The organism is Wolbachia endosymbiont of Anopheles demeilloni (assembly GCF_018491735.2).
GTDB lineage: Bacteria > Pseudomonadota > Alphaproteobacteria > Rickettsiales > Anaplasmataceae > Wolbachia.
Genome location: NZ_CP084694.1, coordinates 558,626 through 582,865 on the forward strand (window position 1 = coordinate 558,626; position 24,240 = coordinate 582,865).

Consider the following 24,240-nt stretch of genomic DNA (forward strand, 5'->3'; position numbering starts at 1 on the left):
ATTAATCCTCTATTTTCTCTACTTGAGCCAAATCAAGCTCTATTATTGTTGGCTTACCTAAGATTGATACTTCAACATTAATAATTTTCTTCTCGTCATTTACCATATCTACCTTACCAGTAAAATTTTGAAAAAGACCATCATTAATTTTTACTTTTTCACCTTTCTCATAACCATAACTCAATTTTTTCGTTTCTTGAGCATTGTAAAGCGCACTACACATTGAACGAATCTCATTATCCTCAATCACCTTTGGAATATTACCATTTTTCAAAAATCCATAAACCTTAAGAGATTTTGGTATATTATTAATAAAATTTAATACCTCATCGCATAAATTCATGTATAAAAAGACATAACCAGGAAAAGACTTCCTTCGTTTAGCATTTTTTTTAGATTTTAAATCCATCTCACTTAATTCTTCACAAGGAAGAAAAACCTTATTAAAATAATTATTAATATTCAATCTCATAGAATTTTCTAATATATATTGGCGCACTTTCTCTTCATAATTAGAGGCAATTCTTAAAATGTACCACTTATACCTATTAAATTCCTTACGTTTTAAAATTACTTCATCATCTGAAATCATCTCAAAATGACTAGACTCATCACCACAAAACCCAATCATTTGATTCAAAATATTTTTGCTTTCATCACACAGATGCATACATATATATACTTCACATAACTCTTTTATACCAGATTTTACATCACATACTGTCTGATAAGGAATAAACACTTCCTTAAAGTAAACAGTATTGATTGCCAACTCGCATATATCCTTTTCATACCCGTAATCGACTTTAATGATATACCATTTATACTTATATTTCATAAATAATTTTAAATAAAGTCTTAATTATGTAAAGAGACATAAAATCTACGAAGCAAAAGAAAATCGAAAAGCATAATATAACAATTATTATAATAAAAAAAGATGACAATACCTGCTGTTTTTTTATCCAAGCAATTCTCCTTATTTCTTGCTTTATATCGCAAAAAAAAACATACAGGTTTTTTAACATTTCTACCATAATATTAATGCAGGAGCGATAGGAATTGAACCTACAACCTCTGGTTTTGGAGACCAGCGCTCTACCAATTGAGCTACACTCCTATAATTCAAAATTTACTCTAAAATTTCTGAAACAACGCCAGAACCAACAGTTCTACCACCTTCTCTTATCGCAAAACGCAATCCTTTATCCATTGCTATTGGTACTTGCAACTCCACTTCTATACTTACATTGTCTCCTGGCATTACCATCTCCTTTTCAACCATAACCACTTGTATATAGTATTTCGAATAAAAAGTCTTGCAAATTTTGATCAAAATAGCCATAATAGAATTATGCAATGTTGTACTAGCAGTCAATATTGTTGGACTGCCAGATAAAACTGTTGCAGAATCCAGAGAGCGTATCAGGGCAGCGTTAAATTCAATCAATCTTCTGTTACCTCCAAAAAGGATTACGGTTAATCTTTTCCCTGCGGATTTGCTTAAAGAAGGTAGTCATTATGACTTAGCTATTGCTGTTGGGTTACTTGTTGTAATGAATATGATACCAGTTGAAAAAGTTCAGTCTTATATAATTATGGGCGAGCTTGCACTAGACAGCAGAGTCATACCAATCTCAGGAGTACTTCCAACAGCAATCAATGCAAAACAGGCAAATAAAGGAGTAATTTGCCCAAGGGGAAATGGAGTAGAAGCTTCATGGGTAAAGAGTATTTCTATTCTGGCTATAGAGAAATTAACCGATATTATCAGACATTTTAAGGGTGAGCAGTTAATTCAGCCGGTAACTTTTAACTATAGTGCTGCACCCAAAGAAAAAAATTCAGTTCCAGATATAAAGGATATTAAAGGTCAAGTTGTTGCAAAAAGAGCAGCTGAAATTGCAGCAGCAGGTGGACACAATATGCTTCTTGTTGGACCTCCTGATACTGGAAAGTCAATGCTTGCTAAGCGATTTAATAGGGCTATCACCTGATTTGACTGAGCAGGAGATGATTGATTTTAATATTATCTCTAGCATAACAAAAGCCGATAACGAAACATTTAAAGTAACTCGTCCCTTTCGTGAACCTCATCACTCATGCTCGATGTCAGCGATGATAAGAGGAGGGAAAAATGCAAAGCTTGGGGAAATCATCATGGCTCACAATGGTGTGTTATTTCTTGATGAGCTACCTGAATTTCCAAGGCTTGTGCTTGATTCTCTACGTCAACCACTTGAAGATAGAAAAGTTACTATTGCACGTGCAAATGCTCACATTACTTATCCAGCTAATTTTCAACTTATAGCTGCAATGAATCCCTGCAGGTGCGGTTACTTAGGTGATGCAAGTAGATCATGCAACAAAGCTCCAAAGTGTGTCACAGATTACAAAAACAAAATATCAGGACCATTGCTTGATAGAATAGACATATGAATTGAAATGCCAAACTTTAGCATACTTTCTCCTGAAATCTCTGTGGAGGGAGAAAGTACCGAGGTTATAAGAGGAAGGGTGATAGCAGTGAGAAAAATTCAAACTGAGCGTTATAGTAAATTTAATATTCGTTGCAATGCAGAAGTCAGTGGTGAAGTATTAAATAAATTCACTGAACCAGATCAGGAAGGGTTAGAATTGCTAAAATACGTACTGAAAGAAAATTATATTTCCAATTGAGGCTATACACGTGTATTAAGAGTCGCAAGAACCATTGCAGATCTTGCGAAAAGTAAGGAAATAAAAAGAGCACACATTGCAGAAGCGCTGAATTACAGAATAAGAATGTGTAAATAAGTTAATCTGCTTGACAGAAAACTTTTTTTTTGCCATATACTACGATTAGTGAAATTTTAATATTTTAGGAGTACAGTTATGCCGACAGTAGAAACAATCAAAAGTAAAGTTAAAGAAGTTTATAATCAGGGTTATGGTTTTGTAACAAAACATCCGTATAAAACAGCTGCCACTTTTGTGGCAATTGCAGCAGTAGCTTCGCTTACGGCTGCTTATTTTTTAAGTCCAGCTTATGCAACTTTTGTTGGTACAGTTGGAACAAAAGCTGCAGCACTTGTTAGTCCTGCTATTACTGCAATGTCTGCATTTGCAGTTGCTCATCCACTCATTGCTAGTTTGGTAGTTCTTGCTGCAGTAGCAGCTTTAATAACTGCACCTGTGCTTGCATATAAAAAAAGTGGTAAGGGAGGTCAGATTGAAAAAGTAAGTAAATTAGTTGCGGATAAAGAACCAAGTAGTAAGATAGAAGTAGGTACAATTCAAGAAATACTTAGGGTCCAGCAACCAACACATACTGCTTAATTAGTAGCAACTTCCAATAAAAAGGGGTAGGCTTCTATCCCTTTTTTACAATTTTTTTTTACATCTTAAGCAGTGTTATTTGAAAGTCTTTAATCATTACATCTACTGATTAATAATGTTAAGAATAAGTAAATCTTGTTTACTATTTTCATATATCAAAATGAAAAATGTTTGCATATTGTTAAAAAAGCAGTAACTTGTTATCAAGTGAATTCACTAATATTTGAGTAAAATTTAAATGTCAATCGACCTTAGTTTACCAGAGCTACCTGTATTACACCCAAGGATTACCGTTGTGGGAGTGGGTGGTGCTGGCGGAAATGCTGTAAACAACATGATCCAATCCAATTTGCAAGGGGTAAATTTTGTTGTAGCAAATACCGATGCTCAAGCGTTAGAGAAGTCATTATGTGATAAAAAAATTCAACTTGGTATCAACTTAACTAAGGGCCTTGGTGCTGGTGCCTTGCCTGATGTTGGTAAAGGTGCAGCAGAAGAATCAATTGATGAAATTATGGAGCATATAAAAGATAGCCATATGCTCTTTATCACAGCAGGGATGGGTGGTGGTACTGGAACAGGTGCTGCACCGGTAATTGCAAAAGCAGCCAGAGAAGCAAGAGCGGTAGTTAAAGATAAAGGAGCAAAAGAAAAAAAGATACTGACTGTTGGAGTTGTAACTAAGCCGTTCGGTTTTGAAGGTGTGCGACGTATGCGCATTGCAGAGCTTGGACTTGAAGAGTTGCAAAAATACGTAGATACACTTATTGTCATTCCCAATCAAAATTTATTTAGAATTGCTAACGAGAAAACTACATTTGCTGACGCATTTCAACTCGCCGATAATGTTCTGCATATTGGCATAAGAGGAGTAACTGATTTGATGATAATGCCAGGACTGATTAATCTTGATTTTGCTGATATAGAAACAGTAATGAGTGAGATGGGTAAAGCAATGATTGGTACTGGAGAGGCAGAAGGAGAAGATAGGGCAATTAGTGCTGCAGAGGCTGCGATATCTAATCCATTACTTGATAATGTATCAATGAAAGGTGCGCAAGGAATATTGATTAATATTACTGGTGGTGGAGATATGACTCTATTTGAAGTTGATGCTGCAGCCAATAGAGTGCGTGAAGAAGTGGATGAAAATGCAAATATAATATTTGGTGCCACTTTTGATCAGGCGATGGAGGGAAGAGTTAGAGTTTCTGTTCTTGCAACTGGCATTGATAGCTGTAACGACAATTCATCTGTTAATCAAAACAAGATCCCAGCAGAGGAAAAAAATTTTAAATGGCCTTATAATCAAATTCCAATATTAGAAACAAAAGAATATGCTTCAACTGAGCAAACAAACGAAAGAGTTAAGTGGGGTAGCAATGTTTATGATATACCAGCTTATTTAAGAAGAAAAAAATAATGCAATTTTGGCTACTCAAGTCAGAGCCAAGTGAATACTCGTGGCAAAAAATGGGAAAGGAGCAGGTGACGCAGTGGAATGGTGTATGCAATTATCAAGCTCAAAATTACATGAGAGCTATGAAATTAGGCAATCTTGCATTTTTTTATCATACAGGTAAAGAAAGAGTTATACTTGGAATAGTTGAAGTATTAAAGGAGTATTATCATGTTTATAATTCCAAATTTGGACTAGTGAATGTAAAACTTTTGAAACCTTTAAGTAACCAAGTGACGTTAAACAGTATAAAACAAAACCCACTTTTGAAAAATATGGTTATATTAAAACAATCACGTTTATCAGTTTCTCCAGTTTTAGAGACTGAGTGGAATGAAATAATAAGGATGAGTGATGTGTAATACCTGTTGTTTCAGTTTCCAAACAATATTACCTCAGCACACAACATACAGCTGTATGAGTGTTTGTTTCGAAGTAGCCGATTTTTCATCAAACACAAAGCAGTTCTTGACACTGGAATCCAGCTGTAATACAACCACATTAAAAATGTTGTGTTTTAATATAGCTTTTATATTCACTCACCTAATGTCTAATAAGAATTCCTGGATTCCAATATCGGAGCACTGGGGTGACATACTTCTAGTGTACAATATTCGTATAGTTGTGTGTATGATACGATGGTCTATAATTCTTCTTTTTTGGGTTCCAATGTCAAGTGATGGGATAATGTCCTTTATGGTGCTTTATTCATGTTAGAAGTAAATATTCTTGATAAGAGGTGGCATAGTATTACTAAGGAGCCAAAGAGTTTTGTATTAAATATTATTAACGCTTCTCTAAAAGAATTAAAAATAGATCATTATAAACCAAATATATCAATAGCTCTCGCTGATGATAATTTGCTACATCAACTTAATCTCAAGTTTAGAGAAATAGATAAGCCAACTAATGTACTATCATTTCCATGCGAACAGTTATCTAGTGAATGTGATCTAGGAGACATAGCAATTGCAGTAGATACAATAGAAAGAGAGTCTCATGAGTACTGTATATCTATCCTCACTCACACTGCACACATGTTAGTTCATGGATTGCTGCATTTACTTGGCTATGATCATCAAAAAGAAGATGAAGAAATTATAATGAAAAGTTTAGAGAGGAAGATTTTAGCTTTGCTTGAATTTGAAAAGGAAAAGTATGGTAGATAATACCAAAATATGTTATTTACAAAAAAGGGGTTTTAGCTGTAAAAGGTAAGCAATATGGTTCAGTTTTCTTTACCAAAAAATTCTAAAGTTAATAAAAAGGGCAAGGTTTATCCTACTCCTACTGGAGCAAAAAATATTAGAAGATTTCAAATTTATCGTTGGTCTGCTGATGATGATAAAAATCCAAGAATAGACACATTTTTTATCGATATGGATAATTGTGGCCCTATGGTACTTGATGTATTAATAAAAATAAAGGATGAAATAGATTCAACCTTAACTTTTAGACGCTCTTGCAGAGAAGGAATATGCGGATCTTGTGCAATGAATATTGATGGTACCAACACTCTTGCATGCACTAAATCTATACATGATATAAAAGGTGAAGTAAAAATATATCCACTACCTCATATGTATATAGTAAAGGATCTAGTTCCAGATCTAAGCCAATTTTATGAGCAATACAAATCGATTAAACCTTGGTTACAAACAGATAAATCTGCCTTGCAAAATAAAGAATACTTTCAATCTCCTGAAGATAGAAAAAAATTGGATGGTCTGTCTGATTGTATACTATGTGCTTGCTGTTCTACTGGTTGCCCAAGCTATTGGTGGAATGGTGATAAATTTTTAGGGCCAGCGACATTACTGCAAGCTTATAGATGGATTGCTGACAGTCGTGATAATAAGAAAGAAGAAAGACTTGCTTCTTTAAATGACCCATTTAAGTTGTATCGTTGTCATACAATAATGAATTGTACAAAAACCTGCCCGAAAGGGCTTAACCCAGCAAAAGCGATAGCGAAAGTAAAACAGCTTATGGTAGAGAGAGAAGGAATTTGAGTGTTATTTCTGGCACTCTTCGTAAGAAAATAGTAGACCCTCTGAAGCATAGGGTATTGTTAATACTCTAAACGTTCTTCCGTTCATGAAATGTATTGTTTCACCATATGATTCCAGTAATCTTTTAAACAACTCATGTCTTTGATTATTAATAGTTTGAAAATCCTTTTTTCCTAAAAGCTTTTTAGATTCAAATAGGTGAAGCATAATCTCGTGATAAGTTGGATAAGACTCCAAAAATTTTGGATCAAACTGAAAAGTTTTTATAAAAGCATTATTATAAAATTTTAGCTTTTGATTCTTACTATATATCGCTACAGCAATCGATAGCTTCTCAAGCAAACTTTCTTGTGCAGCTAAACAATTGCTTAGCTCAGTATGTAATTTTTTTTCATCACTAATATCTTTTCCATACATTACTATGCTATTAGAATTTTGCATTGGAACTTCAACAAAATTAAAAACCTTAGGTTCATTCTTGTAAGTTATTACACACTCTCCTGGTTTTACGTTATAGGAGCCACTCGCAACAGTAAATTTTTTAGAGCTGCCTATATATTTATCATAAAATAAGTTATAAAACCTTACTTTTTTATTCTTATTGTGCTTCAGTATTGGAAATGGTAAAGAGTCAAAAATTTTTTTATAGTTCTCCAATTCTCGCATAAGCTTACTATTTTCTAATTCAAGTTCATTAGCTTTTATCTTATAATCGGAGATATTCCTTATCCATAACAACACACCAATCACATTATTAGAATAATCTATTATGCTTTTACCATAACATGTGCAATAAACCTCACTGTCTTTTGACTTTAAATCTAGAGTAAAAGATTTATTTATTTCCTTTGCCTCAGCAAAACTTTTAATTAAGCTTTCTGATTGCTCAAAAAAATTTACAAACTCATTAAATGAATAAAAAACAGTATTAAGCAAAACTAGTAAATTGGGAGAAAATTTTTCTATACGTTTTTTTGCGTCCCAAATATAAAATCCATCATTCACAGTATCTATTAAATTATTTATGATAACATTTTGATGTTGTAAGTCCTTAATTTTATTACTAATTTTTAATTTAGAATATGAGAAAAAGAAGAATACTAGAATTAGTAGTAAAACTATTTCATACAAAAAAAACATAGTATTCTAAAACAAATATAAAAATTTGTACCTCTCAGCAAAGAGATTGTACTGAAGAGGTATATAAGTGAAGATTGCCTAATACCCTAAAGCCTAATCTCTTATAAAGGTTTACAGAAGATTTCATGCAATGTGCTACTATGTATTTGCATTCAAATTGCCTAGCTATCTTTATTCTTTCTAGAACCATTTGAGTTCCTATTCCACGACCCCTGTAAATTGGTAAAACTCCATCGCTATAAAAACCAGCTATGCTGTCTTGAATATAAAGACCGCATGTTCCAACAATTTCGTTATTTAGCATTACAAGAAAAAATCTTAACCTTGAGCTCTTATCATCATAATTCGATAATTGGCGAAAAAATGTGCTAACAATACTAATTCTATGACAAAAAATTTTAGAAGTGTGTAAATCTAATTGCTCTAAGAGCTCACTACTATTTACAACATTGAACTTCAAATTTGGAACAACATCATCAGGCAAAAAATAATCTTTTATATTGAGTAAAACTTTTTTTGGTGTGCTAACGTGTTTTATTTCGCATTTTTCTAAAATACCTCCTATTTTTATACGTGGACTTATTATCCATGTTGCTTCTATATTTCGTGCTTTGAGATAATCTAGAGTTCTGCATATGGAAAGCTCAGTACATTGATCTTCACAAAACACAAAATTAAATAACGATTCTCTGGTACCATTTACTGTAAATATAACATTATCAAATTCGTCATATATTTCCCACTTGGACAAATTCGTTGCATAAAGTATATAATCCTTTAGGTTCTGAATAATTAAGCTTGAATAACAAATTTTTTTATTCTGCATAAAACAAGAATAAACAATAAAAGGCTCCTATAAAAACAAAGGCTAAAATTGCAGCTACAACATCATCTAGCATAATACCTAAAGGACCTTTTGTATTTTTATCAATCAAATTTATAGGCCACACTTTTATTATATCAAAAAACCTAAAGGAGAAAAAGCACACCAATAATACAGAGCTATTCATTTCTTGTTCTAATAATATTGAAACTAGAAGTACTGTCAGCAATTGACCAACTACTTCATCAATTACTACCTCTTTTGGATCATGCGGAGCTTTGTAATGTTGTATATAATTGCCTGTAGACCATAATCCAACTAAGAATAAAAAAAAATAATTGCTGTACCTAAAATTCTGTCATTGAGTAATATAGGAACAATTGGGTAAGCAGCCAAGCTGCCTATAGTACCTGGCATGTGTTTTACCGTGCCAGATAGCCACCATGTTGATATTAATTTATATAAAAATTTCACAATATACCGAAATATAAAACTAATTTACAAGAACAGAAATAGTATCTTCTATAGAAGTATTTTCATATAGCAATCTATAGATCGCTTCACATATGGGCATTTTTATCTTTAGCTTTTCTGCTAAATCAAATGCAGACTTAGCAGTGTTAAAACCTTCAATTACCGATTTACCTTCTGATAAAATCTGCTGAGCACTAGAACCATTACTATTAGCTACTTTAGATCCAAAAGATAGATTTCTTGAATTTAATGATGTGCATGTCACAACCAAATCGCCTAAGCATGCTGGTCCAAGTAGTGTATTTATATCTACATTGCCGTCACCAACTTTTGCTGAGTATAAAGCCTTAATTTCACTCATACTTTTCGTAATTAATGCTGCATGAGCATTAAACCCAAACCTACCTAGAACAACCCCACATGCTATAGCAAAAACATTCTTTAACGCTGCACAAACCTGTATTCCTATAACATCGCTACTAAGGTACAATTTAATATTTTCTTGCTGTAGCTCTGATACTAATTTTAAACCTAATACTTCATTTTGACATGCAAGAACCATCGAATATGGTAATTTTCTTGCAACTTCTATAGCAAAGCTAGGACCAGAAAAAACAGCAAGAGGATTATTAGGTAAAACTTCATTGACTACTTCACTAGGTAATTTTAATGTAGATTTTTCTATTCCCTTACAAGCCAAAATTATTGCTACATTTTTTTTTAGGTTACAATCATTCAATTGATGACATATCTCCCTTAGAGACTGAGTGGGAACAGCTAGAATTATTACTGAAGCATTCACTGCATCTTCAATAGCTAATTTTACTGACACATTATCAGAAATTGGACAATCAGGTAGCTTGTCACTTTCTCTTTTCTCTTTAATTGATTCAAACATGGCATTATTGCGAGTCCACAAAATTACATTTTTCTTACTACTTAATGAAATCGCAATTGCTGTACCCCATGCGCCAGCACCTAAAACTGATATTATCACTCAATATTCCTGAAAGTATTACTTATAATTTAAAACTGTAGAATAAGTAAATTAAAAATATAACATAAAAGTATAAAATAGTTCAAATATCTATTAACCTAAGTATTCTTTTAATAAAAATAGCTTCTATTCAATATTTACTAAAAATAGTATTATTATAGTATATCTATTGTATTTTAGATCTATTTGTATAATTTTGGAACGACACATTAACTATTAATTAATAAGTGTAATTTCTATTATTCATTAATAAAAATTTGATTTGTTACTTTCCTTGGTTATATATATTACTAAAATTATAAATTATTTATGGGGTGTAAAATATGCGTATATTATTAATTGAAGATGATCAAGTAAGTGCAAGGACTGTAGTTAATGCCTTAACTTCTGATGGACATTTTTGCGACGTTGTTACTTCTGCACAAGATTATAACAATAATATGGTTTCCTCGGGTGGAGACTATTACGATCTAGTTATTCTAGATATACACCTGCCTGGTGATATTGATGGATATGATATACTGTTAAGATTAAGAAGTGCAAAAATCAAAGTTCCTGTTTTAATACTTTCGTGTATATCCGCTGCCAACCATAAAGCTAAAGGACTTGGGTATGGTGCCGACGATTACTTAACCAAACCATTTCACAAGAGCGAATTATTAGCTCGAATTAAGGCCATAGTCCGACGTACTAAAGGTCATCCTGAATCAGTGATAAATATTGGTAATATGAATATCAATTTTGATCACAGAATTGTTGAGGTAAAAGGCAAAACAGTTCACCTTACTAACAAAGAGTATTCCATGATAGAATTGCTGGCATTGCGTAAAGGAGCAGTGTTGACAAAAGAAATGTTTTTAAACCATCTTTACAATGGCTTGGACGAACCTTCAGACAACAAAATAGTTGATGTTTTTATGTGTAAATTACGTAAAAAACTTGAAAGTGCAAATGATGGAATAAGCCACATAGAAACCGTTTGGGGTAAAGGATATGTTCTAAAAGAGTATGTTGACGATGAAGAATACTCTAGTGCTAATATAAGCGAAAGCAGTAGTGACTATCAAGCAGAACAAGTGAAGGACAGCGCATGAAATGCTTTATTTACTTGTTGATTGAAGAAGCGAAAAGGTAGATTTAGTAAGATAAAAACTAATCCTAAAAGTGAGGTAACGTGGTCAGTCTTTTAGAACTTTACAAAGATTTGCAACAAAAGATAGAAAAGTTGGAAGCGGAGCTAAAAAGTTATAGGTAAGAAAGTAAGGCTTTAGAGATAGAGAATGACGAGTTAAAGGAAAAGCTCGGTTAAAATTCAAGCTTTGTTAAGTTCAAAAGGAAATAAAAAAAGAGATAAGCCAAGAAGTAAAAGGAATATAGGTGGTCAAATTGAGCGTACAGGGTATGTGAAATGTTTGATACATTTACATAGTATGGCTGACATTCATGCATTGCCTAGGTGAAATGTAAGCCGAGTTCTGTTTATGTAGCTATTTATCTAGAGTAAATGTTACCATTTACTTCATGCGATTTACCCGAGTAGATATGAGAAAAACATAGAATCTACTTCTATTTAATCTTGCTCCTAGTGTTGGTTACTTGACTACCAATGTTGCCATTGTTATGGTGTGCTCTTACCACACCTTTTCACCCTTGCCTAATAATATTTAGGCGGTAATTTTCTGTAGCCCTATAACTGGAGTTACCTCCGGCGGGCGTTACCCGTCACTACCTTTTCTTGGAGCTCGGACTTTCCTCTGCTGTGTTTATCACACAATAGCAGCTACTTATTGCACCTAGGAATTATACTTTAACATTAAAATCACAAAAGCAAAAGAAAATTTCCTAACAGTCTACATACTAAAAACATTCAGACAAATAGCTAAAGGTGATATTTCGGTACATCATCGCTATCCCAAGATAAGCTTTTTTCACTTTTAGATTCTAGCTTAGTCAGTCAAGACCCTGTTCCACCGCTTGAAGACGATGAGCTACTTCTTGAACGATTACTACTCTCCACCGATATACTGTTTAGCACTGTTTCAGATTGATCCATAGTTCGCATAGATATATGTCTCATTCTGTTATTAGCGATAAAAATTTCTTCATCGCTATTGCCACTTGAAGATGATCGCCTTCTATCATTGAAATTAGTTAGTTCTAACACAAGAGCAGCATTACGACCTTTAACATATTTGTATGCTATGAATCCTATAATTCCAGCAATACTTATTATCGCTCCAAGCAAAGACCCACCTATCATTCCTGCCCTATTAGACTCTATAGCAAGCTGAGCGGGCTGTGGTGAAGGAGTAGTTTGAGGAAGTAAAGTTGTAGTGAACAGAGGAGTTGTTGCTTTTGTTCTAGTACTTGGCATAATGGACAATGTTTGTATATTTTTCTCTGAGTTTGTTGTTGGCGCATTAGTTGGCATTGTAGTAATCATAGTTGCTTGTGAAGTCGCAATAGTTTCAGCTACTGTTGTTGGTTCTGATGACGTACTCATCTTAGTTGTTAATTCTGTTAAAGGCTTACTCATCGTAGTACTGCTTGCTGTAAAAGTTGACTCAACAGTCGCGGCTATAGATTTTACAGTACTTGTCTCAGCTTCTGAATTTACTATCGGTGCACTAGTTGACGTTGTAGCAACTGTGATCGCTTGTGGAGTAGTAGTTGTTTTTGCTACTGTTGTTGGCCCCACTGTTACTGTACTTGTTTGAATTGTTGACTCTGTTGAAGGCCTACTCGTTGTAGAAGTAGGTGCAGTGGTAGTTGATGCTACTGTTTTTGACTCCACTGTTACTGTGCTTGCCTGAGTTGTTGACTCTGTTGAAGATTTACTCATTGTGGAAGTTGGTACAATGATAGTTGATGCTTCTGTTGTTAATTTGGTAGTCTTTACAGTGTCAGTTTCTGTTGTGCTAGTAATTGCAGCAGTCATCGTTTTCTTAGAAGTCACAACCATCTCTGTAACAGTTATAGGAGCCACAGTACTGCTGGAAATAATACTAGGCATCAATTGGCCGTTAATGATATTAACAAAATCACTGAGAGCTTTGATACTGCTTATCGGTACTATCGTTGCTTCAGAAGATTTTTCAGAGCTCTCTCTATTAAAAGTTATAATACTCTCTCCACTGACCGCAGTGACGATAAAACCTCCTTGGCCATTGTCTTTAACATACAATTGTTCTATAGGATCTTCACATTCACAAACAGTAAAATTTGATTTTGGTCCTCTCTTAGCAAGCCTTGCTAAAGGCAATTCTTGCGTATTAGAAGATTGTTTTTTCGCAAGAAAAGCAACTAAATCATCACCTTCAGTTCGTCTTACATACTGTAAAAAGTTTATTTTTCCTGGATTATAGATAGTAGATGGTGCTATATTTAATTGGCATCCTTTCTTACTAAGCAAACATTCATCTTTCTTTCCACTTTTTAGATCCTCAACCACTTTGGCCATATCGAACTTAAAAATATTTGTTCTTACTTCTTGGTTTTTAGTAGTCTTTATCTGCGTATAAAGTATCGTATTTTCATCCAATACTAATTGCCCTGGATTATTAAACTTGAATAATTTTCTTTCTATGATGCCGTTTACTCCAGATAAAGCTTTAAATTTTCCATTCGTGTCTGATTGTAAATACCAAGAAACTAAAGCTTGATCCTTTAAATTATGAGCAACTACAACAACATTACCAACTTTCACTTCTTTTGGTTGAAAGTAGCTATTGCCTTTACTTGCATCATTATGGTTATTAATGTTTTTTTGTAATTTTACTTTTCCTGAATGCTCAACTGAGGGTGCATTAGTTGAATGTTGAATTTTATAAGTGTTAAATATTAAACTTTTTATGTATTTTTTTCCTTCTTGGTTAATTTCTTCTGTAGGAAAGATAACTCCAACTTTATCTACTTCAGCTGAATTTTCTATTAGTGTGGGAGATAATTGGCCCTTAAATTCATTTGCTACGTTGACACCTGTATCACACTCGTATGTTTTTGATTGATATAGTGAGCTAATAAGTAACTTTACTCTACTGCTTCCATTGCCGTTATCTTGATAGCTGAGTCCATAAGTAACTCCATTTCCTTCAATCAACCCTACGTTTTTTGGATTAAAACCTATCGCTTCTTTAACTTTCAGTATAGTTGTATTAACTCCAAATAATCTACTTAATATAGACATAATTATATTTAAAATCTTAATAAATGCTATTATGATTATTTCTGCGTGTTAATGTCAATGAAAATTTTAACTAAAATTAAGAAATTAATATATTTATAATCTGCAAAGCGAAATATGGAAAATGAGTAGCAGTAAAGAATTCACAAATTGAGTGCACGAGCAATACCACTCTACAGATATAATATTGTAGAGCTCAAAAAACCAACAATTGCAATTGTTAACTCTTCAAGTATAATTTGTTGAGATTTACACGAACCTTATTAGATGAAAGAGAAAGAAGAACAGTTTAGTTTTACATCAGACAATCTCAGAAAAGCGAAAAAGTCTATAGAGATGTATCCTAAAGGTAGAGAAGGTAGTGCCGTCATGCCTTTACTATACCTGGTTCAAGAACAATGCGGATGGGTTCCTGAATCTGCCATGCGCTGCGTTGCTGACATGCTTCATATTCAACATATTCGTGTATATGAAGTGGCAAATTTTTACACCATGTATAATTTAAAACCAGTAGGTAAATATCTCATACAAATTTGTAGAACAACTCCTTGCTGGTTGTGCAATAGTGAAGAAGTGTTAAATACCTTTAAAAAGAAACTAGGAATCAATATCGGTGAAACTACTAAAGATAATCTATTTACTTTAAAGGAAGTTGAATGTCTTGGTGCATGCGTTAATGCCCCTGTGGTGAAGATCAATAATGACTTTTATGAAAATCTCACTCCTGAAAAAGCGGAAAATATCATAGCAGAGCTTTCAAGCAAATAGATGGAAAAGTTTTCGTTTAGGATAACCAAGCAATCAGGTTCTGCAAGAGTTGGCACAATTAAAACTCAAAATGGAAACATAGAAACACCAGCATTTATATTTTGTGCAACCAAAGCTGCCATTAAAGCTGCAGATATCGAAAAAATCAGAGAAGCAGGTACTCAGATAATACTTTCCAACACTTATCACCTAATGCTTCAACCTGGAGAGGATACTGTGGCAAAACTTGGTGGCTTGCACAAGATGATGGGATGGAGTGGACCAATGCTCACTGATTCTGGTGGATATCAGATATTTAGTTTAGGGCACGGGTCAATTTCGGAAGAAATAAAGGGAATAAGACAGAAGCAAAAAACTCTGATCAAAATTAACGAAGATGGGGCAATTTTTCGTTCTTACATAAATGGTAAAACTTATTGTCTAACTCCTGAAAAGTCTATACAAATTCAACAAAAATTAGGTGCAGATTTAATCCTAGTTTTAGATGAATGTACTCCATTCCATGTCAGTAAAGAATACACAAGAAAATCAATGCTCATGAGCCATAGATGGGCTGAACGTTCTTTAAATGAGTTTGAAAAAAATAATAATGGCAAACAGGCACTGTATGGAATTAGCCAAGGCGGAGTGTATCAAGATTTACGTGGAGAAAGTTGTGATTTTATCAACAACTTGCCGTTTTTTGGTCAAGCAATAGGTGGATCGCTTGGTCAGAGTAAAGAGCAGATGTATGATGTAATTTCCTTTACTATGGAACATTTAAAAAAAGATAGGCCTACTCATTTGCTTGGTATTGGTGGAATTGTAGACATTTTTCGTGGAGTAGAGCTTGGAGTTGATACATTTGATTGCGTGCATCCAACTCGCCTCGCAAGACATGGTGGCGCACTTGTTAAAGTAAAAAACAGAGATTCTATTTCTTCAAAGTGTAAAGAGCATATTAATTTGCGAAATCAACGATTCGAACTAGATGATAACCCAATTGAAAATGACTGTTTGTGCTTTACTTGCAGAAAACATTCAAGAGCCTATATACACCATTTACTAAAAGCGAAGGAATTGCTGGCTTACACACTCGTTACCATTCACAATGTTTTCTTCATGAATAAGTTGATGGAATCAATAAGACAAGCAATATTGAATGATAGGCTAGATCAGGAAAAAAATAATTGGATTAGTGAAATACCGTTGCATTGTGAATTATATACCTAGTTCATATTTTGTAAATGTGCGTTGCATTTTTTAATCTTCTTTAAAAACTTGACAGTACCGTATATATACGGGTATACTAGAAATATAATTTTGTGAGGCATTTTATGGTTAAAAATAAAGAAAAACATCAAATAGCGTTTTGCGTTTCAGCCTTTACACCCTTAGCTGGTTTATCATTGATCGCAACTGGAATTGCAGTGGGTACTGTACCTGCTATAGCTTCTTGTTTAGTGACAGGAGGAATTTTAACTGCCTTGTCTATTGTGCAATCAGTAGAAAGCTATTTATTTTTACAAAACAGCGAAAAAACTTTCAATAAAATGATTAGTGGTATATACGATGAACCAGAAAGCAAACTTTTTATAGAAAGAATTTTGCAACCATTCATTGAACTTTTTAGTGAGCATAAGCAACATAACTAAAGTACACTAAGCATAGAAACCACTTTATCGTAACTTGGCAGTGAATTAATTTCTCCAATCGTAGCTAAAGTAATTTTTTCATGCTGAGATAGCAATTCTTCTGCTGCTTTTTTTATATCGCAAATAGTAACAGCACTAATTTTTTCTATTAATTCGTTTTTACTGATGTATTTATTATAGTTGCCGTAGTAGTGTCCTAACGTTTCAGCACGCGAGCTAACACTTTCGCGTGACATTAAAATTTGGGATTTTACTCGCTCTTTTACTCTATTTACTTCTTCTTCCTTCAGATCGTCTGTGGACAATTTCTTTAGCTCTGTCGTTATGGATTTTAAAAGCTTATCTAGATTACTACTATCTGTACCGGCAAAAATGGAGAGCATTCCTGTATCAGCATAACTAGAGTTGAATGAGTAAATGGAGTAAGCAAGACCCTGCTTTTCTCTTACTTCCTGAAATAGGCGTGATGACATTCCGCTTCCCAGTATGGCATCAAGAACTTTGAATGTGTGATATCTATTATCATCACAAGAAACACTAGGTAGACCAATTAATAAATGTACTTGATCTAATTTACGATGTTCTAAATACTCACCACCGGTATAACTTGCATTCTCGCTTTTTTTCAGCTCTTTTGAATGAATCTTTGAGAGAAAGTCTTTGATTAATTGAGCAACTTCCTCATGTTCAACATTTCCTGCAACAGCAAATATAATGTTCTCGCCAAAGTAATGCTCATTTATGTAGTTATCTAGATGAGCTCGAGTAAAAGATTTGACAGTATCTTGCGTACCCAAGATTGACCTACCAAATGGTTGATCTTTATAAGCTGCTTCAAAATACTTATCAAAAATGATATCGCTCGGTGAATCATTAGTTTGAAAAATCTCTTGTATTACAACACCCTTTTCGTGTTCCAATTCATCCTCTAGAAATGTAGAATTCATTAATATATCTATTAATATATCAATGCCAGTCTTTATATCTTTTTTAAGAACCTTTGCGTAATAACTGGTGCTTTCTCTACCGGTGCAGGCATTGAAGGCTCCACCTATATCATCAAAAGCTTTTGCAATTTCAAATGCAGTCCTCGTTTTCGTTCCTTTGAAAGCCATGTGCTCTAGGAAATGAGATATTCCATTTTGACTTGCGCTTTCAGCTCTACTACCAACACCAATTCGTATATTTAAAGCTACGGAATCAACTTCATGCACTCGCTCAGTTATTATGCGCAGACCATTATTTAGTTTTGTTACTTGTGGTATATTCATCTTATATATTCTTCTTTAAATTCTCTTCTACAAAATCCCAATTGATCAAATGATCAAGAAAAACTTTTATGTAGTCAATTCTGCGATTTTGGCAATCCAAATAGTATGCATGCTCCCATACATCCATAGTAAGTAGTGGCACCTGGCCATAAATTAGCGGTAGATCCGCATTTGGAGTTTTAGTGATTTTGAGTTTTTCTTTTTCAAGAACTAACCACACCCATCCACTACCAAATTGGCTTACTCCATAATTTGAAAATTCTTCACAAAATTTGTCAAAGCCACCAATATCATCTTGAATTTTTTTTGCTAGAAGACCATCATCTTGAGGCTTACCACCACCATTCTTTTTCATTGAATTCCAATAAAAAGTGTGATTCCAAACTTGTGCTGCATTGTTAAAAATAGGAACTGTATTATTATTTCCATGAACTTTCGTTACTAATTCCTCAATTTCCATATGTTGATAATCTGTGTTTTCAACCAGTTCGTTGAGCTTATTTAAATATCCCTTATGGTGCTTGTCATAATGAAAATCTAATGTCTTTACAGATATATAAGGCTCTAAAGCTGTTTTATCATATGGCAATTCAGGTAAAGTAAAACTCATGCTGACCTCTTTATTTTTGATGGTATGGTAATATGTGCTTTTGCGCAACAGATAATTTAATTAGGTAGTGATTGCATTTATTCTAAAACAAGCGATATTAGTAAGATAATTATGTTTTTATTTTAGAGGGGTAATATGTCAAGTTTATATAAAAATTTTAAGAAGTATTCTCGATATGGAACAGTTCCTACCAAAAGCGTTCGAGGTAACGAAGTTCCACAAAATAGTTTCTATAAGTCCGTTTATTGTCCCAAATTTGGAAGAAAAACCCTAAACCATCCTTTTAAGAATATAATTTTAAGGTGAAAAATCTCAAAGAATGTGGAATATTATAGAAAAAGCAGTAACTCTGTATATATATCACATAGTGTGGATAACAAAATATCGATATCCAGTATTAGTTGGAGATATTGGACAGAAAGCTAAAGAAATTGTACAAGAAGTATGTGAAAGTAGAAATTATCAGAGGTAGAGTTGCGTTAACATGTATACGTTTCTGTACCCCCATACTTAAGTATTAGTAAGTTAGTACAGTTAATAAAAGGAAAAAGTTCCAGAAAAATACAGCAAAACTTTCCAGAGCTGAAAAAAAGATACTGGGTTATGGGCATTTGTCAGGAATAGCGGAAATGTATAGCTGTTCTCATAATAGTGGAAACAAATGAAGAAAAGCAGAATCGACAGCTTGATGAAAAGATTTGAACAGAGGTACATTATTTCTGGCTCTGTTTTTTATAGCAAACCAATGATGCTCAATTTTATTGAAATCTGGATCTATTTGATCATATGCTACAAAGTTACCATAGTGCTTTGTTATCGCCGCTGTTAACGTTGTCTTCCCATGATCCACATGTCCTATCGTTCCCACGTTTACATGCGGCTTTCCAAATGCTTCTACTATCGCTGTCATAATTACTAACTTTTAATTATACTTTAACTTCAACTCATCAACCACATATTGTGGCACTTGTTCATAACAAGAAAAATGCATACTATACTGAGCTCTTCCCTGAGATATAGAACGCAAAACATTTATATAACCAAACATATTTGCAAGAGGAACCGAAGCAGTAATTATTTTGCTATTATTACCTAAATCCAGCATATCAACAACACTGCCTCTTCTACTATTTATATCACCCATAACATCACCCATATATTCTTCAGGAGTAATGATTTCCACTTTCATTATAGGTTCTAGCATTTTTGGACCAGCTTTATTTGCCATTTCCTTAAAAGCACCTTTAGCAGCAAGTTCAAAAGCCAAAGGACTAGAATCAACATCATGAAAAGCACCATCAAGAAGAGTAGCCTTAAAATCAATCAATGGAAAGCCAGAAATTATACCACCTTCTTTTATCAATTCTAAGCCATTTTGCACTCCAGGTATATACTCTTTTGGAATAGCACCGCCTACAATTTTACTTTCAAACTGAAAGCCAAAACCAGGCTCAAGAGGTTCGAATTTTATTTTAACTTTAGCAAACTGACCAGCACCACCTGATTGTTTTTTATGAATGTAATCAATTTCAACAGATTTAGTGATAGTTTCACGATATGCAACTTGAGGCGCACCAACGTTAGCTTCAACATTAAACTCGCGCTTCATTCTATCAATAATAATCTCAAGATGCAGCTCACCCATACCTTTCAATATAGTCTGCCCACTCTCCGCATTTACTGACATCCTTAAAGAAGGATCTTCTGCAACCAATCTATTCAAAGCAACACCTAATTTTTCCTGATCTGAGGTAGTTTTCGGTTCTATAGCAGTTTCAATAACAGGATCAGGAAATTCCATACGCTCTAATAGTATAGGAAAATCAGATGAACATAAAGTATCACCAGTAATTGTTTTCTTTAATCCAACTAAGGCAACTATATCACCAACTTTAGCTTCGTTTATATCTTCTCTGTTATTTGCATGCATAAGCAACATTCTACCAATTCCTTCAGTCTCATTCTTTCCAGCATTTAACACAGCAGATTTAGATTTTAACTTACCGGAATAAATACGAATAAACGTCAAGCTACCTACAAATTTATCCGTCATCACTTTAAACGCAAGAGCAACGAATTTCTCTTTTTCTGAAGGTTTGATCTCAATTTTCTTTTCTGAATCTTTAGGATCAATTCCAATAATTACATCAACATCAATAGGAGAGGGTAAAAAATCAACCACACCATCTAAAAGTGATTGCACGCCTTTGTTTTTAAAAGCTGACCCACATAATACAGGGACAAATTTTCCTTTAATGGTCCCTCTTCTCACACACCTTTTCAATAAATCAATTGGCAGATCGTTAGATTCAAAGTAAGTATTTATCGCCTCATCATCCATTTCAGCTGCAGCATCTAATAAAAGATTTCGATACTCTTGAGCCTTATCAAGTAAATCAGAAGGAATATCTTCACAAGAAAATTTAGCGCCTAATGTTTCTTCTTGCCATATAATAGCTTTCATAGAAATAAGATCTATTATGCCTTTAAAATCTTTCTCACTTCCTATTGGCAACTGAATAACTAAAGGTGATGCGCCAAGCTTTGTTTTTATCATATCGACACATCGATAAAAATTTGCCCCGATTCTATCCATTTTATTAACAAAGCAGATACGAGGAACGGTATATTTATCAGCTTGACGCCAAACTGTCTCAGACTGAGGCTCAACTCCAGCAACTCCATCAAATACAGCAACTGCACCATCCAAAACTCTCAAAGATCTCTCAACTTCAATAGTGAAATCAACATGACCAGGAGTATCTATTATATTAATCCTATGATCATTCCAAAAACATGTTGTTGCAGCAGAGGTAATTGTAATGCCACGCTCCTTCTCTTGCTCCATCCAATCCATAGAAGCTGCACCATCGTGCACTTCACCAATCCTATTTTGTTTACCAGTATAAAATAAAATACGCTCTGTTGTGGTGGTCTTGCCAGCATCTATATGAGCCATTATTCCTATATTTCTATACCTAGATATTAAAACTTCCATACCACAATCAATCAGCTAATATTAAAAACGAAGATGAGAAAATGCCTTATTAGCTTCAGCCATTTTATACTTTTCTTCACACATCTTAAATGCACCACCACATTTATTATAAGCATCTAATATTTCAGACTGCAAACAATAAACAGTAGTTCTACCGCTCTTTTTTCGAGCAGCAGAAGTTGCTCTAGCAATCCACCTTAATGCCAAAGAAATTGCTCTATCTTGACGGATTTCAACAGGGACTTGATAAGTTGCACCACCAATACGCCGAGAGCGTACTTCTATAGAAGGGGTAACATTTTCTACTGCTGTTTCAAAAATTGATAAGGCATCTTTGCCTATTTTCTTTTCAGCTAAGGACAAAGCACTATAAGCAATCTTTTCTGCAATAGATTTTTTACCACATTTCATAATTATATTAATAAAACGCATAAGCAAGACACTACCATAACGAGAGTCAGGGCTTGTTTTTTTTTTTGCTTTATTACGACGTGCCATAAATTATTTCTTTACACCATATTTTGAACGAGCTTTCTTTCGATTTTGCACACCACGTAGATCAAGAGCACCTCTTATTATGTGATAACGTACACCCGGCAAATCCTTAACTCGCCCACCACGAATTAAAACAACGGAATGCTCTTGTAAATTATGACCTTCGCCAGGTATATAAGCCGTCACTTCACCGTATCCACTAATCTTTACTCTAGCTACCTTACGTAGTGCTGAATTAGGCTTTCTAGGAGTTGTAGTATATACCTTAGTGCAAACACCCCTTCTTTGAGGATTGCATTTTCCAAAAGCTGGCACCTTCTTCTTGCGAGTTAACCCTGATCTACCTTTACATATTAATTGATTTATCGTAGGCATATACTGTAAATTTAAAACTCTGAAAATAACTAAGTCTTAGTTATAAAATAATAAACCTCAATAGTCAATATAAAAATAAACATTACTACTCTAATAATCTCAGCCTAATTGCTTTGAAAGCTACCGATAATTATATGCTAAAGCGCATATTGGTTTTAATATTAAGAAATTATCACTTGCTGTGGTCGAATTAATATAGATATGGAACAAGTAATATATTGTGATGGCTATCAAAGAATATGCAGAAAATAATTCTTATAATAGAGCCAAGAGCTTCTAACATTAATGCAAAAACACCAACCAAATTAACCGAATTACCAGTAAAGCCAGATGATTTTTACAATCCTACTCTTGACACTTAGATTTAATGCAGCTACCCTAAGTTCAAAATTCTATACTCAATTTTGCTGTTCTTGTATACAAGGAACACGTTTTTAGAATAATGAAAACAATCAGCGCTTTAATTAAAGAAGGGTCAAAGCTACTATCATCACATAGAATTGAATCACCACATTTGGATTGTGAAATCATCATGCAGTACGTACTTGGAGTAGAAAGATCATTCACAATCATGAATTACACCAATCAGGTACCAAGAAACAAAGAACTTCTATTCTGGAAATTAACAAAAAAAAGAGCAGAAAGATATCCAATATCGCAAATAATAGGTAATCGTGAATTCTGGAGTAAAAATTTTATAGTTAACCAACATGTTCTAGATCCAAGACCAGATAGTGAGACAGTAATTTCAACAGTGTTAAAATATTACCAAAATAAGAAGCAAAAAATAAAAGTTGCAGATTTTGGCACAGGCACAGGCTGTTTGTTGATCTCCATACTTAGTGAGTATGAATATGCTATTGGAGTTGGTTTTGAAAAAAGCCTGGAAGCATACAAAATTACCTGCCAGAACACAAAGAAACATAATCTTCTCAATAGAGCTAAAATATTTCCAAATTCGTGGACAGAATGTAGAGATTTATTTGATCTCATAATAAGCAATCCTCCATATATTAAAAGAAGTAAGTTAAAAGATCTGCAAGCTGAAGTGCAAAAAGAGCCAAGAATTGCTCTTGATGGTGGTATCGATGGATTGAGCTGTTACCTGAGTATTTTTCCAATATTGAAAAAGTGCCTTAAAAAAGATGGGTTTGCGATACTGGAAATAGGCGAAGATCAAAGCAATATTAACAAAATAATACCCTTATATGGACTGGCTTTTCAGGAATACGTATACGACTTGGCTAGAATAAAAAGATGCATTGTTGTAAAGCAAGATAAAGAACATGACTAGTAGAACGCTAGCTTTCTAAGAACCTGTTCATAATCTCAAGAAAGGCATAAAGTAAGAAATAGAGTGTATAAATTAGGATATATGAGGAGTGTATACCCAAGTGACATAAGTCGAGAGAAGTTTGAGATTATTTCACCAGATCTGGAGTCTTGTGGAAAAACAAAACCAAGAAAACTCGATTTGTATGATATATTTTGCGGAGTGTTGTACGCCCTAAAAAGTGGTTATCATTGGAGGATGCTACCAAAAGAGTTTCCAAAACGGCGCAATTGTTATGATTATTTCAAAAATGGAGTGAAAAAGTAAAAAGAAATAAAAAAAAGTATTTTGGAGTGCATGTTGAAAAAAATAGTTAGTGTGGTCCGACAAAACAATGTTTAGAAAGAAAA

23 protein-coding genes, 1 tRNA gene, 1 other RNA gene and 5 pseudogenes are annotated in these 24,240 nt (G+C 33.8%); 14 read left to right on the top strand and 16 right to left on the bottom strand.

Features of this window, described 5'->3' with window-relative positions; all coding sequences use genetic code 11:
• Position 1: 1 nt before the first annotated feature.
• From nusG to JSQ73_RS03045, 4 genes and pseudogenes are all read right to left on the bottom strand, one after another.
• Positions 2–838 (bottom strand): transcription termination/antitermination protein NusG, encoded by an 837-nt coding sequence (gene nusG / locus JSQ73_RS03030; protein WP_214249540.1) that lies wholly within the window; start codon positions 836–838, stop codon positions 2–4.
• A complete protein-coding gene (gene secE, locus JSQ73_RS03035; protein WP_214249541.1) occupies positions 828–1,037 on the bottom strand; it encodes a preprotein translocase subunit SecE in 210 nt (69 codons plus the stop codon). Before secE ends, nusG begins: the two co-directional genes overlap by 11 nt.
• 10 nt (positions 1,038–1,047) lie before the next feature.
• Positions 1,048–1,120, bottom strand: a tRNA-Trp gene (locus tag JSQ73_RS03040).
• A gap of 12 nt (positions 1,121–1,132) precedes the next feature.
• A pseudogene (locus JSQ73_RS03045) lies at positions 1,133–1,273 on the bottom strand (EF-Tu C-terminal domain-related protein); the annotation flags it as partial.
• Positions 1,274–1,319: 46 nt separating this feature from the next.
• On the opposite strand from JSQ73_RS03045, the pseudogene JSQ73_RS06750 reads away from it, so the two are divergent.
• The 6 genes and pseudogenes from JSQ73_RS06750 to JSQ73_RS03080 all read left to right on the top strand — a co-directional run bounded on the left by JSQ73_RS06750 (position 1,320) and on the right by JSQ73_RS03080 (position 6,789).
• Positions 1,320–2,796 (top strand): annotated as a pseudogene (locus tag JSQ73_RS06750) (YifB family Mg chelatase-like AAA ATPase).
• A gap of 78 nt (positions 2,797–2,874) precedes the next feature.
• A complete protein-coding gene (locus JSQ73_RS03060) occupies positions 2,875–3,318 on the top strand; it encodes a hypothetical protein (protein ID WP_214249556.1) in 444 nt (147 codons plus the stop codon).
• A gap of 238 nt (positions 3,319–3,556) precedes the next feature.
• A complete protein-coding gene (gene ftsZ / locus JSQ73_RS03065; protein ID WP_214249557.1) occupies positions 3,557–4,741 on the top strand; it encodes a cell division protein FtsZ in 1,185 nt (394 codons plus the stop codon).
• On the top strand, positions 4,741–5,139 hold the full coding sequence (locus JSQ73_RS03070) for an EVE domain-containing protein (RefSeq protein WP_214249558.1): 399 nt from the start codon (positions 4,741–4,743) through the stop codon (positions 5,137–5,139). The genes ftsZ and JSQ73_RS03070 overlap by 1 nt, the downstream gene beginning before the upstream one ends.
• Before the next feature lie 348 nt (positions 5,140–5,487).
• Positions 5,488–5,946 carry an rRNA maturation RNase YbeY gene (ybeY, locus tag JSQ73_RS03075; protein ID WP_214249560.1) on the top strand — a complete coding sequence of 153 codons (459 nt, stop codon included), beginning with the start codon at positions 5,488–5,490 and terminating at the stop codon, positions 5,944–5,946.
• Between the two features lie 54 nt (positions 5,947–6,000).
• Entirely contained in the window at positions 6,001–6,789 is a 789-nt protein-coding gene (locus JSQ73_RS03080) for a succinate dehydrogenase iron-sulfur subunit (protein ID WP_214249561.1), read from the top strand.
• A 3-nt stretch (positions 6,790–6,792) separates the two neighbouring features.
• On the opposite strand, the gene JSQ73_RS03085 is transcribed toward JSQ73_RS03080, so the two are convergent.
• The 4 genes and pseudogenes from JSQ73_RS03085 to JSQ73_RS03100 all read right to left on the bottom strand — a co-directional run bounded on the left by JSQ73_RS03085 (position 6,793) and on the right by JSQ73_RS03100 (position 10,223).
• The gene (locus JSQ73_RS03085) at positions 6,793–7,929 is read right to left on the bottom strand and encodes a hypothetical protein (RefSeq protein ID WP_214249562.1); all 1,137 of its coding nucleotides are present in this window, start codon (positions 7,927–7,929) and stop codon (positions 6,793–6,795) included.
• Positions 7,930–7,963: 34 nt separating this feature from the next.
• A complete protein-coding gene (locus JSQ73_RS03090; RefSeq protein ID WP_214249563.1) occupies positions 7,964–8,755 on the bottom strand; it encodes a GNAT family N-acetyltransferase in 792 nt (263 codons plus the stop codon).
• Positions 8,745–9,226, bottom strand: a pseudogene (locus JSQ73_RS03095) (phosphatidylglycerophosphatase A family protein). Before JSQ73_RS03095 ends, JSQ73_RS03090 begins: the two are co-directional and overlap by 11 nt.
• Before the next feature lie 19 nt (positions 9,227–9,245).
• Positions 9,246–10,223 (bottom strand): NAD(P)H-dependent glycerol-3-phosphate dehydrogenase, encoded by a 978-nt coding sequence (locus JSQ73_RS03100; RefSeq protein WP_214249564.1) that lies wholly within the window; start codon positions 10,221–10,223, stop codon positions 9,246–9,248.
• A 323-nt stretch (positions 10,224–10,546) separates the two neighbouring features.
• Here JSQ73_RS03100 and JSQ73_RS03105 point away from each other — a divergent pair, with 323 nt between their 5' ends.
• On the top strand, positions 10,547–11,317 hold the full coding sequence (locus JSQ73_RS03105) for a response regulator transcription factor (RefSeq protein ID WP_214249565.1): 771 nt from the start codon (positions 10,547–10,549) through the stop codon (positions 11,315–11,317).
• Between the two features lie 354 nt (positions 11,318–11,671).
• Here the strand turns inward: JSQ73_RS03105 and rnpB are convergent.
• Both rnpB and JSQ73_RS03115 read right to left on the bottom strand, forming a co-directional pair.
• An RNA gene (gene rnpB / locus JSQ73_RS03110) (RNase P RNA component class A) lies at positions 11,672–12,020 on the bottom strand.
• Positions 12,021–12,177: 157 nt separating this feature from the next.
• A complete protein-coding gene (locus tag JSQ73_RS03115) occupies positions 12,178–14,409 on the bottom strand; it encodes a hypothetical protein (RefSeq protein ID WP_214249566.1) in 2,232 nt (743 codons plus the stop codon).
• 264 nt (positions 14,410–14,673) lie between these two features.
• Between JSQ73_RS03115 and nuoE the strand changes: the two genes are divergently transcribed.
• The 3 genes from nuoE (at position 14,674) to JSQ73_RS03130 (ending at position 16,808) form a co-directional block, all read left to right on the top strand.
• Complete coding sequence (gene nuoE / locus JSQ73_RS03120; protein ID WP_214249567.1) at positions 14,674–15,174, top strand: NADH-quinone oxidoreductase subunit NuoE; 501 nt, start codon at positions 14,674–14,676, stop codon at positions 15,172–15,174.
• Positions 15,175–16,386, top strand: a complete 1,212-nt coding sequence (gene tgt / locus JSQ73_RS03125) for a tRNA guanosine(34) transglycosylase Tgt (RefSeq protein ID WP_214249568.1) — start codon at positions 15,175–15,177, stop codon at positions 16,384–16,386. It begins immediately after the preceding gene.
• A 104-nt stretch (positions 16,387–16,490) separates the two neighbouring features.
• The gene (locus JSQ73_RS03130) at positions 16,491–16,808 is read left to right on the top strand and encodes a WD_0736 family protein (RefSeq protein WP_214249569.1); all 318 of its coding nucleotides are present in this window, start codon (positions 16,491–16,493) and stop codon (positions 16,806–16,808) included.
• Here JSQ73_RS03130 and JSQ73_RS03135 read toward each other — a convergent pair.
• Positions 16,805–18,079, bottom strand: a complete 1,275-nt coding sequence (locus JSQ73_RS03135; RefSeq protein WP_214249570.1) for a M16 family metallopeptidase — start codon at positions 18,077–18,079, stop codon at positions 16,805–16,807. The genes JSQ73_RS03130 and JSQ73_RS03135 overlap by 4 nt on opposite strands.
• A 1-nt stretch (position 18,080) precedes the next feature.
• Positions 18,081–18,689, bottom strand: a complete 609-nt coding sequence (locus JSQ73_RS03140) for a superoxide dismutase (RefSeq protein WP_214249571.1) — start codon at positions 18,687–18,689, stop codon at positions 18,081–18,083.
• Between the two features lie 321 nt (positions 18,690–19,010).
• On the opposite strand from JSQ73_RS03140, the pseudogene tnpA reads away from it, so the two are divergent.
• A pseudogene (tnpA, locus tag JSQ73_RS03145) lies at positions 19,011–19,323 on the top strand (IS200/IS605 family transposase); the annotation flags it as partial.
• A gap of 138 nt (positions 19,324–19,461) precedes the next feature.
• On the opposite strand, the pseudogene JSQ73_RS03150 reads toward tnpA, so the two are convergent.
• From JSQ73_RS03150 to rpsL, 4 genes and pseudogenes are all read right to left on the bottom strand, one after another.
• Positions 19,462–19,599 (bottom strand): annotated as a pseudogene (locus tag JSQ73_RS03150) (GTP-binding protein); the annotation flags it as partial.
• A gap of 12 nt (positions 19,600–19,611) precedes the next feature.
• Positions 19,612–21,687, bottom strand: coding sequence for an elongation factor G (fusA, locus tag JSQ73_RS03155; RefSeq protein WP_214249544.1), 2,076 nt, complete (start codon positions 21,685–21,687; stop codon positions 19,612–19,614).
• Positions 21,688–21,708: 21 nt separating this feature from the next.
• Positions 21,709–22,185: a 30S ribosomal protein S7 gene (gene rpsG / locus JSQ73_RS03160; RefSeq protein WP_214249545.1), complete on the bottom strand. Its 477-nt coding sequence runs from the start codon at positions 22,183–22,185 to the stop codon at positions 21,709–21,711.
• Between the two features lie 3 nt (positions 22,186–22,188).
• The gene (rpsL, locus tag JSQ73_RS03165; RefSeq protein ID WP_214249546.1) at positions 22,189–22,557 is read right to left on the bottom strand and encodes a 30S ribosomal protein S12; all 369 of its coding nucleotides are present in this window, start codon (positions 22,555–22,557) and stop codon (positions 22,189–22,191) included.
• A gap of 239 nt (positions 22,558–22,796) precedes the next feature.
• On the opposite strand from rpsL, the gene JSQ73_RS06635 reads away from it, so the two are divergent.
• The 3 genes from JSQ73_RS06635 to JSQ73_RS03175 all read left to right on the top strand — a co-directional run bounded on the left by JSQ73_RS06635 (position 22,797) and on the right by JSQ73_RS03175 (position 24,157).
• Positions 22,797–22,919, top strand: a complete 123-nt coding sequence (locus JSQ73_RS06635; protein ID WP_255701060.1) for a hypothetical protein — start codon at positions 22,797–22,799, stop codon at positions 22,917–22,919.
• Positions 22,920–22,999: 80 nt separating this feature from the next.
• The gene (gene prmC / locus JSQ73_RS03170) at positions 23,000–23,851 is read left to right on the top strand and encodes a peptide chain release factor N(5)-glutamine methyltransferase (protein WP_214249547.1); all 852 of its coding nucleotides are present in this window, start codon (positions 23,000–23,002) and stop codon (positions 23,849–23,851) included.
• Positions 23,852–23,932: 81 nt separating this feature from the next.
• Positions 23,933–24,157 (top strand): transposase, encoded by a 225-nt coding sequence (locus JSQ73_RS03175; protein ID WP_214249548.1) that lies wholly within the window; start codon positions 23,933–23,935, stop codon positions 24,155–24,157.
• The last annotated feature ends 83 nt before the right edge of the window (positions 24,158–24,240 follow it).